7 protein-coding genes are annotated in these 11,090 nt (G+C 65.6%); 2 read left to right on the top strand and 5 right to left on the bottom strand.

Annotation, left to right across the window (positions count from 1 at the left end):
- Window positions 1–377: 377 nt before the first annotated feature.
- Complete coding sequence (locus ACYOEI_RS11135; protein WP_462849553.1) at window positions 378–731, top strand: DUF417 family protein; 354 nt, start codon at window positions 378–380, stop codon at window positions 729–731.
- Window positions 732–936: 205 nt separating this feature from the next.
- Here ACYOEI_RS11135 and ACYOEI_RS11130 read toward each other — a convergent pair whose 3' ends face one another.
- From ACYOEI_RS11130 to ACYOEI_RS11115, 4 genes are all read right to left on the bottom strand, one after another.
- Window positions 937–2,619: an alpha-keto acid decarboxylase family protein gene (locus ACYOEI_RS11130; RefSeq protein WP_462849552.1), complete on the bottom strand. Its 1,683-nt coding sequence runs from the start codon at window positions 2,617–2,619 to the stop codon at window positions 937–939.
- A gap of 26 nt (window positions 2,620–2,645) precedes the next feature.
- Complete coding sequence (locus tag ACYOEI_RS11125; RefSeq protein ID WP_462849550.1) at window positions 2,646–3,008, bottom strand: gamma-glutamylcyclotransferase family protein; 363 nt, start codon at window positions 3,006–3,008, stop codon at window positions 2,646–2,648.
- 150 nt (window positions 3,009–3,158) lie between these two features.
- Entirely contained in the window at window positions 3,159–4,604 is a 1,446-nt protein-coding gene (locus ACYOEI_RS11120) for a DUF1501 domain-containing protein (protein ID WP_462849548.1), read from the bottom strand.
- A 60-nt stretch (window positions 4,605–4,664) separates the two neighbouring features.
- On the bottom strand, window positions 4,665–7,880 hold the full coding sequence (locus tag ACYOEI_RS11115) for a DUF1553 domain-containing protein (RefSeq protein WP_462849547.1): 3,216 nt from the start codon (window positions 7,878–7,880) through the stop codon (window positions 4,665–4,667).
- A 397-nt stretch (window positions 7,881–8,277) separates the two neighbouring features.
- Between ACYOEI_RS11115 and ACYOEI_RS11110 the strand changes: the two genes are divergently transcribed.
- A complete protein-coding gene (locus ACYOEI_RS11110) occupies window positions 8,278–9,465 on the top strand; it encodes a sialidase family protein (protein WP_462849545.1) in 1,188 nt (395 codons plus the stop codon).
- 16 nt (window positions 9,466–9,481) lie between these two features.
- On the opposite strand, the gene thrC is transcribed toward ACYOEI_RS11110, so the two are convergent.
- Window positions 9,482–10,930: a threonine synthase gene (gene thrC / locus ACYOEI_RS11105; protein ID WP_462849543.1), complete on the bottom strand. Its 1,449-nt coding sequence runs from the start codon at window positions 10,928–10,930 to the stop codon at window positions 9,482–9,484.
- Between the last annotated feature and the right edge of the window lie 160 nt (window positions 10,931–11,090).

Genomic DNA, 11,090 nt, shown 5'->3' with positions numbered 1-11,090 from the left:
GGAGGTGGTCCTGCAATGCGCCAGGCGGATGACCTGGAAGGGGCGACATCCGAAGGTGGAGAGTCTCGAGGGTTCGTATCCCGATGGGGTTCGAGTGGGCGCGAAGGAAATGAAGAGTTATGAGGCCTGACTACAGCGATCGGTGACTCTCCCCAAGTACGACATCACTATCACTCCAAAAACGAGGGATCGGCAGGTGAAATAATTCCTGCCGAACGCCTAAATAGATTCTCACAAAACGGAAAGGAACTTGACGGCCTCGGCAACCCTGATCCATAACGCACTTTCCGCGTTGTGGGGAACCATTTAGTAATCGTCATGCTTTGGATTGGCGGAATGAAATTTCGTCCTATGAGGCCGAGGGAATCCGGCCGCTGGTGGCGAACAATCCTTTGATGGGCTGGATGTACAAGGTCATGAGCGTGGGCGCCTTCTCCGCCATGCTCGGCGTCGTCGAGCTGCTCATCGGCCTGCTCATCGCCCTCCGCCCGGTCTGGCCTTTGGGCTCGGCCATCGGGAGCGGGCTTGCGATCGGGACGTTCTTGACGACGCTCACGTTCCTCTTCACGACGCCCGGCTGGGAACCGAGGCTCGCTGGTTTCCCGGCCTTGTCGGCCATGCCAGGTCAGTTCTTGCTCAAGGACCTCGTCCTTTTGGGCGTGGCGGTCTTCACCGCGGGTGAAGCTCTCGAGGCCGTGAGACCCCGTGATGCCATCGCCCCTCACGCCTAGAGCGATTGACGCTTGATCGGACTCTCTTCGATACAAGCCCGAAGCGCAAGCGAGTGAATCTTCTTCGATTGCTCGCGATGAGATTCACTCGCTTGCGCTTCGGGCTTGTAAAGAATTGTTCCGCCGGATCTATCGGGTGTATGCAATCCGAGCGTGATCCGATCCGGGCTCCGTACATGGCGAGAGCTAGGTTTTGGAGAGAGGCTCACACCATCTTGGAGATCTTCTCCGCGAGGCGTTCGAGCGCAGGGCTTCGGTCGTAAGGGTCGAGGTGGACGTTCAGGAGGCTGAAGCTGCTCGTGTTGGCGACTGCGGCCCTGAGCGCGTCGTCGAGCTCGGCTTCGGTCCGGACCTCGAGCCCGAGCCCGATGCCGAAGACCTCGGGGATCTTGTGGAATGCCCATTCCTGGATGTCGTTGAACGAGCCTTCGAGCAGGAAACGCTCGGTGGTGTACCCGTGATTGTTGAGCACGACGACGATCGGGTTGAACTTGTGCCGGGCGATTGTCGACAGCTCCATGCCGGTCATGTGGAAGGCACCGTCGCCGACGATGACCAGCACTCGGGAGTCGGGGTTGGCCATGCCGGCCCCCAAGGCCGCCGGGACTGCGAAGCCCATCGAGGTGTAATAGGCCGGACTGACGAACTCCGTCCGACGGCTCATGGACAGGTCGACGGCGCCGAAGAGCGAGTCGCCGATGTCGGCGATCACGGTCATCTTGTCGTCGATCATCCGGTTCAGGCGGTCGAAGAGGCGACGCGAAGAGAGCGGGGTGTCCGCTTGCGCGACCCAGGGTGACGCCAGGGGGTCGGGCCTGGGCGGAGGACTTGTCTTCACCACCGACAGGTTCCGAGCCGTCAACCCTCGGATGAAGTCGTCGAGGCGAACGTCGCTGTAGTGGTGGTATCGGATCCTCAGATTCTCGCTGGTCGCGTCGATGCAGCGCGATAGGTCGAGCTTCGCCGTGAAGATGCCGAGGTTGATGTCCGTCAGGAAGCATCCCAGCATCAAGAGGCAGTCGGCCGACTCGACGAACTCGGTGACCTCGGCCCGTCCCATCGCCCCTTCGTAGACGCCGGCAAACAGCGGGTGCCCCTCGGAGATCACGCTCTTGCCGAGGATCGTCGTCGCGATCGGCATCCCGGTCTGCTCGGCCAGGGCGAGGAGGTCGTCCTGGAGCCCGAAGCGGTGGATCTCCACGTCGGCCAGGATCATCGGCCGCCAGGCGGCCCGGAGCATCGCCGAGGTCTCGTCGATCGCCTCGCGGAGGGCGTCCGGGTCGCTCGGCGGCAAGCCGGCCCGGGGGCGATGTGGGGTGACCTGCTTCGCCTGGACCTGGTCGCGGGGGATCTCGAGATAGACCGGCCGCTTGTATCGGACCGCCGCCTCGAGGACGCGGTCGATTTCGTGGAACGCGGTCAACGGGTCGTCGAGCACCGCCGAGGCGACCGTGATCTTCTCGAAGACCTCGAACTGCGTCTCGAACCCCTTGACCTTGTGGTGCAGGAGCGGGTTCCTGTCCCGTTCCGAAAGGCCCGGCGAGCCGCTCAGGACGATCACGGGAGACTTCTCGGCATACGCCCCCGCGATGCTGTTGCAGAGGCTCAGGCCCCCGGCGCAGTAGGTGACGCAGACGCATCCCAGGCCATGGAGCCGCGCGTATGCGTCGGCGGCGAACCCCGCGTTGTCTTCGCGAGTGACCCCCACCAGTGTGATCGGACTGGCTTCGAGCATCTTGTACAGCGTCAGGACGTAGTCGCCGGGGATGCCGAAGACGTGCCCGACTCCGAGCTCGTGGAGTCGGTCGATCAGGTACTGGCCGACGGTCGGCGCTTCCGTTTCGACCTCGCCGTTGTGAACGGGGACCCGAGCGGGAGAGGTGGCCATGACGTCGTCTCCTGAAAGAAACGTGGTCAATCGGAATCGAGGCTGTTGGGGCCGCTCCAGGGCGCGTAAAGTTGCCGTGCCTCCGCGGGGAGAGGCCGCGCGTACTCGTAGACCCAGACGCGATGTCCCGAGCGGGTTGCCGTCTCGACCCGCCGGTATAAGCCGTGCTCTACGCCTTCATACGGGTCGAGGCGTCCGAGCAGTTCGTCGAGATCGGTGGGCCGGAGGTATCCCAGGACCCAGTCGGCGGCCGGATCGCCGCAGTCGACGAGGGCGGGGTAGGGGCCGAGGTCGAAGAGCCGGCCCCTGACGGAATCGGCCCGCCATCCCTCGGCCTCCGCCGCCTTCGGTCCTTTGGGGCCAAGCGTCCCGTACGCAAACAAGAACATGCGCACGACTCCCGGTCTTCCCTGACGGCGACGGGGCCTCACCCGCCGCCGCGAATGCACGTCCCTTGGACATTGTAGGGCGTCGCCCGGAAAACGGGAGGGCAACGACCGGGACCGAGGGAAAGATGTGGGCCGAGGCCGATGCCGAGGTCAGGCCAGGAGCGGTTTGACGACCTTGCCGTGGACGTCCGTCAGGCGGAAGTCACGCCCCTGGAACTTGAACGTTAGGCGGGTGTGGTCGATCCCCATCATGTGCATGATCGTCGCGTTCAGGTCGTAGATCTCGACCGGGTCGCGGACGATGTTGTAGGAATAGTCGTCGGTCTCGCCGTGCACGATCCCCGGCTTGATCCCGCCACCGGCCATCCAGATCGTGAAGCAGCGCGGGTGGTGGTCTCGGCCGTAGTTGTCGGCGGTGAGCTGCCCTTGGGAGTAGACCGTCCGGCCGAACTCGCCTCCCCAGATCACGAGCGTGTCGTCGAGCAATCCGCGCTGCTTGAGGTCCCGGATCAATGCCGCAGAGGCCTGGTCGGTGTCGCGACACTGGCTGCGGATCTGCTCGGGCAGGTTGCTGTGTTGGTCCCAGCCCATGTGATAGAGCTGGATGAACCGAACCCCGCGCTCGGCCAAGCGTCGGGCAAGCAGGCAGTTCGCCGCGTAACTGCCGGGCTTCTGGACGTCGGGCCCATACATCTCGAGGACCGACTTCGGCTCGCCTGACATGTCGGTCAATTCGGGGACCGAGCTCTGCATCCGGTACGCCAACTCGTACTGCGCGACTCGAGTCAGGATCTCGGGGTCGCCCGTCTCGGCGTGCCGGAGGTTGTCGAGCTCGCCGATGTCGTCGAGCATCTGGCGGCGGGTCTGGGGGGTGCAGCCGGCCGGGTTGGCGAGGTAGAGGACTGGTTCCTTGCCCCCCCGGAGCTTGACCCCCTGATACTGGGTCGGCAGGAAGCCGCTGCCCCAGAGCCGGTCGTACAGCGGCTGGTCGGTCCGGCCTCTCGAGAGCAGGACGACGAACGCAGGGAGGTCCTGGTTCATGCTCCCGAGGCCGTAGGCGACCCATGCCCCCATGCTCGGCCGTCCCGCGAGCTGCGACCCGGTCTGCACGAAGGTGATGGCCGGGTCGTGATTGATCGCCTCGGTCTCCATCGATCGGATGAAGCAGACGTCGTCGACGATCGAGGCGGTGTGGGGGAGCAGTTCGCTCAACCAGGCGCCACTCTGGCCGTGCTGGGCGAACTTGAAAATCGAAGGGGCGACCGGGAAGTTCTTCTGACCCGAGGTCATCCCGGTTAGCCGCTGGCCCATCCGGATCGAGTCGGGGAGTTCCGACCCACTCCGATCCTTCAGCGCCGGTTTGTAGTCGAAGAGGTCCATCTGCGACGGCGCGCCCGACTGGAACAGGTAGATGACTCGCTTGGCCTTGGGGGGGAAGTGCGGCAAGCCCGCCAGCCCTCCGGGCGAATCGGCCGAAGCGGCGCGGGCCCGATCCTGGCCGAGGAGCGATCCGAGAGCCAGTGATCCGAGCCCGACCCCGGAGCGTTGGAGGAAGTGCCGACGGTTGAGCTGCTGCGTGATCTTGAGTTCGTCCACGGAGGGCCTCAACGTAGGAGAGCGTGGAGGAGGGAAAGAGGACGGCCGCTTTGCGGTCGGTCACTCCAGGGTAATCGTCTCGTCGAGGTTCAAGATGACGGCGGCGGTCGCCGTATAGGCGGCCAGCTCCGAGGGCTCGAGGCCGGCGGGGATCGGGCTGTCGCCGTGGTGGACGAAGCTCTCGGCGGCGGCTCGATCCGTCGCGAACGTCTGGCGATAGCGGTCCAGGCCGCGGCGGAGGACTTGCAACTCGGCCGGCAGCGGCTTCCTCGCCGTCGCGCGCCGGAACGCGAACGTGATCCGATCGTCGGGGTCGGTCCCTCCCGAGGCCAGCATGAGCTCGGCGAGATGCCGAGCGGCTTCCACATACGTCACGTCGTTCAGGAGCTCGAGGGCCTGGAGCGGGGTGTTCGTCCTCGCCCGCTTCACCTGGCAGATCTCGCGGCTGGGGGCGTCGAACGTGGCCATGATCGGGTGCGGCACGGTCCGCTTGCGATAGATGTAGAGGCTCCGACGATAGAGCTCGGTCCCCTTGTCCTGCACGTAGGGGGCCTCGCCCGCCCCTCCGGCGAGCTCTTCCCAGAGGCCGGCCGGCTGATATGGCTTGACGGACGGGCCTCCCACTTTCGGCGAGAGGAGTCCGGCGACGGCCAGGGCATTGTCGCGCACGACTTCAGCCACAAGGCGGAAACGAGGCCCTCGGGCCAGCATTCGATTCTCGGGGTCGCGTCGGACCAGGTCCGCCGACGCCTTCGACGACTGCCGATAGGTGGCGCTCGTGACAATCAGGCGGTGCATCGCCTTCATGTCCCATCCGACGCGCACGAACTCGGAGGCGAGCCAGTCGAGCAGGTCGGAGTGCGACGGCGGCTCGCTCTGGAGGCCGAAGTTCTCGGACGTCTTCACCAGCCCGGTGCCGAAGTGGTGCTGCCAGATCCGATTCACCATCACGCGGGCCGTCAGCGGGTTGTCGGGCGAGACGAGCCAGCGGGCGAGCCCAAGGCGGTTGTGTGGCGTCCCTTCGGGGAGCGGAGGGAGGGATGCCGGGATCCCGGGCTCGAGTTTCCGGCTCGTATCCGGCATGTCATAGCGGCCCCGCTTCAAAAGGAACGTCTCGCGGGGCGTGGCCGTATCCTCCATGACCATGACCGTCGGGACCTGTCCCTGTGCCTCCGACTTCTCCTGAAGGAGTTTCGCCAGGGCCTTCCGCGCCTCGTCGACCTCGGGGGCGTAGGTCGCTTTGTACCAACGCGTGAGCAACTCCTTCTGGGCCTTCGACCGCCGGTCCTCGGGCGTCTGGGCGAGCTTTCGCATCGCTTCGTGGACGATCGCGCGGACTTCCGCGGCGTCGAGAGTGCGTCGATAGACCCGGACGTCGGCCAGTTCTCCCTTGATCGGCCATTCGGTCGCCCGGCGACCGAGCCTCAAAGGTTCCGCCGTCGCGATCGTGTCGCGGAGCCCGTCGCTCTGGACCTCGATCGGGACGGGTCGGCCGTTGACGTAGACCGTCACCCCCGAGGCCTTGCCCGAACCGTCATACGTGACGAAGACGTGGGTCCACGCATCGGCGGGGAGGGCCTCCTTGGTTGTCACCTTGATCGCGTTGCCCGGCCACGTGTTCACGAGGTGGGCGACGACCTTGCGGTCGAGGACGAGGAGGTCGAAGCCTCGGTAATCGGCGGGGTCGTCCATCTTGCTGAGCAGGGCCCCGTTCGCCTTGGGGAGGGCCCAGGTGCCGTAGGAGATCCGGTTGTTTTCCCCCGGCTTGACCACGTCCCCCGCATCGACGAACGACTTGTCCTGACCGTCGAGACTCAGCGCCTTGCCCCAAGGGCCCTCGGACCAACTCGGCGGCCCTTCCCCGCGATAGATCGAATCTCCCGACGTCCCTTCGGATCGAGAGACGTTCAATTGACCATCGAGCGGCCAGCGCACGGCCCAGTCGGCCGGTGTCGCCGGTTCGGTCTCGGCCGGGGCGGTCTTTTCCCAGGAGCGTTGTCGATCGGGGAGCCCCGACTCCCGATCACGGACGAGTTTCTCCGCGGCCGCGACCTCCGCCTCGAGGCGTCGGAGCTTCGCCTGATCGTCGAGGCTCGGCACGGAGACCAACGGCGGGACGTTGCCACGCTGCTCGGTGTAGACGCCCTTCTCGTTGACGCTGTTGAAGAACCCGAGGAACTCGTAGAACTCTTTCTGCGAGATCGGATCATATTTATGATCGTGGCAGCGGGCGCACCCCATCGTGAGGCCGAGGAAGACGGTGGCGGTGGTCTCGACGCGGTCGACCGCGTTCTCGATCCGCCATTCCTCGTCGATCGACCCGGCCTCGGTGACGGTGCGGTTGTTCCGGTTGAAGCCGGTGGCGATCCGCTGCGAGAGGGTCGCGCCCGTTCGAAGGTCTCCCGCGACCTGGTCGAGCACGAAGTCGTCGAACGGCTGGTTGCGGTTGAACGCCTCGATCACCCAGTCTCGCCAGGGCCACATTGTCCGAGCAAAGTCGTTTTGATATCCATTCGTGTCGGCGAAGCGGGCTTCGTCGAGCCATTCCATGGCCATGCGTTCGCCGTACTGCGGCGAGGCCAGGAGCCGATCCACCAGCTCTTCGTACGCCGTTGGCGACGGGTCGGCGAGGAAACGGTCGACCTCTCTGGGTGTCGGAGGGAGGCCCGTCAGGTCGAGCGTCGCGCGGCGGATCAGGGTCGGCTTGTCGGCCTCGGGCGAGGGGCGGAGCCCTTCCGCCTCAAGCTTTCGGCGCACGAAAGGGTCGATCGAATTTTTCGCCCAGCCCGTGTCGGCGATCTTGGGGACTTCGGGACGCCTCGGCGCTTCGAAGGCCCAGTGTTTGCCCCACTTGGCGCCGCCGTTTACCCAACGTTTCAACAGGTCGACCTGGCTCGAAGTGAGCGCACGGCCCGACTTCGCGGGGGGCATCACGTCTTCGGGGTCGGTGCTGGTAATTCGCCGGATGAGCTCGCTCTCATCGCCCCGTCCCGGCACGATCACGGGGTCATTTCCGCGGAGCGCCCCCTCTTTGATGTCGAGCCGCAGGTCGGCCTTCCGCGTCTTCGGGTCGGGCCCGTGACAGAGGAAGCATTGGTCGGAGAGGATCGGCAGGATGTCTCGGCTGAAGTCGACATCCCCCGACCCGGCCGCCGACGCGAAAGCGGGAGACATCGCCAGGGCAAGGGCCCACGCCAAGGCGTAGCAGGCAGGCCGAGGTCGGGCCTCGCCTTCGCCCGGACGACGGCGATGGACGGATGAGAGTTCCAGTCGCATGTCTTTGCTCGGCTCGCTCGAGGGGCAGGGGTCTTTGGCAGGAGGATCCGAATGGCGGATCATGCACGCGTTGCTTCCACCCGATGGCTCCGGCGGAATGACTCTTGACTAGCCCGAAGCGACAGCGAGTGAATCCCTTCGCGAGAAATCGAGGAGGATTCACTCGCTGGCGCTTCAGACTTGTCTCGAAGAGATGCCACCCGAACGCGAATCGCTCTGAAGTCCATTATCTCCCCCGGAGCCGATCCAAGACAACCGGAAAGCGACCCCCTCCGCCGACGTGCTTCGGGTTCATCGGTCGACATCCTCGGCGCTTGTTCCGAGGTTGGACCCGCTTTACACTCGCCGCAACGAGTGCGATCGATCCTTCTCCCATCCTCCCAAGACGAGAGTTTCCATGGGTCCTTGGTTTCCCCTCTGCCTCGTCGCCCTCGGGCTGGCGAGTGACGCCGTCGCCGCGCCCTTTTTCCGGAGCGAGGCGCTCTTCCCCGCCGAGAAGAAGCACAATCACGCCTCCTGCGTGATCGAGCGCCCCAATGGCGACTTACTCGCGACCTGGTATCGCGGGAGCGGCGAACGGACTGCCGACGATGTCGAGATCCTGGGGTCCAGACTCGAGGCGGGCAAGACGGCCTGGAGCCCTCGTTTCACCCTGGCCGATACGCCGGGTTATCCCGACTGCAACCCGGCGCTCTTCGCCGCCCCCGACCGGACGATCTGGCTCTTCTGGCCGACGATCCTGGACCACCACTGGGAAGGGGCACTCCTGAAATTCGCCGTGGCGAAGGACCCGGGAGATCACTCGGGCCCGCTTCCCTGGACCCGCGAGGGGGTCCTGCACATCACCCCGAAGGACTTTGCACCGGCGATGGAGCGGGCCATCCGCGACCTCGACGACCCGGCCAAGGAGGGCGCCAAGGCCCACCTCGACCGGCTCGCGTCGCGGTCGAAGGAAGAGATCTATCAGCGACTCGGGTGGATGCCGCGCGTCCATCCCATCGTGTTGCCCTCGGGGCGCTGGTTGCTCCCGCTCTACTCCGACACGTTCGACGCGTCTCTGGTCGAAATCACCGACGACCAGGGCAAGTCATGGTCGACGAGCGGCCCCATGCTCGGCTTCGGGAGCATCCAGCCGAGCCTCGTCCGGAAGGACGACGGATCGATCGTCGCGTTCATGCGCGACAATGGCCCTCATCACAAGATCCGCCTGAGCACGTCCAAGGACGACGGCCAGACCTGGGCACCGGTCACCGACGCGACGCTCCCGAATCCGGGCGCGGGGATCGACGCGATCCGACTGGCCAACGGCCACTGGGCACTCGTCTACAACGACGCGGCGAAGGGACGACACTCGTTGGCCTTGTCGATCTCCGAGGACGAGGGCGCGACATGGTCGAAAACACGACACATCGAGATCGCGCCCGAGGGCAAGGGGCAGTTCCACTACCCCTCGCTGATCCAGGGCCGCGACGGTCTGATGCACGTCACGTACACGCGCCGGATCGAGCCCGAGGGGAGCACGATCCAGCACGCCGTCTTCAACGAGGAGTGGGTCCTCGAGGGCGACCACTCGTCGACTCGTTGACGTCGGGACGCAGGACTCAGGAACTTGCCGAGTTCGAATCCTCGGTGTCCGAGTAGAGGGCGATGGTTCGGATGATGTCGTCGAGGTCGTTGGGGACGATGACGGGCCGGTTGGCAAAGCCGGCGCGTCGGACGCCCCGGCTGCCCAACACCTTCTCGAAGTTGTCCTGGTCGGTCCCGTGATAGGCGACGGTGGCGGTCGGATCTTTGAGCTGGTGTCCCGTCAGGATGCAAACGACGCGGTCCGACGGGGCGATGATCCCTTCCTCGCGGAGCAACTTGGCCCCGGCGACGCTCGCCGCGCTGGCGGGCTCGCACCCGAGGCCCCCGGCGCCGACCCTGGCCTTGGCGTCCATGATTTCCTGGTCGCCCACCTGCCGGACCACCCCCTGGCAGAAGTCGAGCGCACGCAGGCACTTCTTCAGGTTGACCGGACGGTTGATCTCGATGGCCGAGGCGATCGTCGAGGCCTTCTTCTGTTCGGCATCGAGCCGGTCGTAGTAGGCCTGCGTGGCGTCCATGTCCGGGAGGCCCTGGTTCCAGGTCAGCCCGTGCTCACTGACGAGGTAGTCGAGCGTCTTGGCCCCCGCCGCGTTGATGACGGCGAGGCGAGGGACCCGGTCGATCAGCCCGAGGTGCTTGAGCTCGATGAAGGCTTTGCCGAAGGCGCTCGAGTTGCCCAGATTGCCCCCGGGCACGACGATCCAGTCGGGGGGCTCCCAGGCCAGGGCCTCGAGCACCCGGAACATGATGGTCTTCTGCCCCTCGAGCCGGAAGGGGTTGACCGAGTTCATGACGTAGATGTTGAGGCGGTCGGCCACCTGCCGCACGCGCTGCATGGCGTCGTCGAAGTCGCCGACGATCTGGATCGTCAACGCCCCGTGGTCGAGCGCCTGGGCGAGCTTGCCGTAGGCGATCTTGCCCGAGCCGATGAAGATGAGCGCCTTGAAGCCGAAGTCGGTCGCCGAGCAATAGACGGCGAGGGCGGCCGAGGTGTTGCCGGTGCTGGCGCAAGCGACACGCTGGGCCCCGACCATTCTCGCGTGGGTGAACGCGGCGGTCATCCCGTTATCCTTGAAGCTGCCGGAGGGGTTCATCCCTTCATACTGGAGCTTCAAGTTGCCCGGCGCGAGGCCGACATACTGGCCCACCTTGTCGGCGGTTTGCAGCAGCGTCTGGCCCTCGCCGACCGTGACCACCTTCTCTCGAGGGGCGAACGGCAGGAGTTCCCGGAATCGCCAAACCCCCGAGAAGTTCAAAGGGTCGAGCCGATCCGACCATTTGGCCTCGAACTCGGCCAGCCGGCGCGGGACCGGGAGGCGGTCCCAGTCGTACACGACGTCGAGCAGGTCGCCGCACTGGGGGCAGGCGAAGCACGTCTGCTCGACCGCGAAGGTGGCCCGGCACGCCGGGTTGATGCACTGCTGGTAAGCCAGGTCGGTCATCGTGGTGGTGAGCGCTGACATCAGTCACGGCTCTCGGCGCAAGACAACGCCGCCCCTCGGCGAAACGCCCGGCGGCGGCGACCGTTCTTCGAGGCCCGGGACGAATCCCGAGCGCCCACAATCCGACCCACTCTACCGGCACGCTCGCCCCGCCGACAAGCGGAAATCTGGGGCCTTTGGC

It is taken from the genome of Singulisphaera rosea (assembly GCF_054877945.1).
This window is presented reverse-complemented; position numbering and strand designations above follow the sequence as displayed.

Excerpts from the sequence above, each read along its gene's own strand:
- ACYOEI_RS11130 (WP_462849552.1), bottom strand. The coding sequence starts at position 2,619 with ATGGCCACCTCTCCCGCTCGGGTCCCCGTTCACAACGGCGAGGTCGAA.
- ACYOEI_RS11125 (WP_462849550.1), bottom strand. The coding sequence starts at position 3,008 with ATGTTCTTGTTTGCGTACGGGACGCTTGGCCCCAAAGGACCGAAGGCG.
- ACYOEI_RS11115 (WP_462849547.1), bottom strand. The coding sequence starts at position 7,880 with ATGCGACTGGAACTCTCATCCGTCCATCGCCGTCGTCCGGGCGAAGGC.
- ACYOEI_RS11110 (WP_462849545.1), top strand. The coding sequence starts at position 8,278 with ATGGGTCCTTGGTTTCCCCTCTGCCTCGTCGCCCTCGGGCTGGCGAGT.
- thrC (WP_462849543.1), bottom strand. The coding sequence starts at position 10,930 with ATGTCAGCGCTCACCACCACGATGACCGACCTGGCTTACCAGCAGTGC.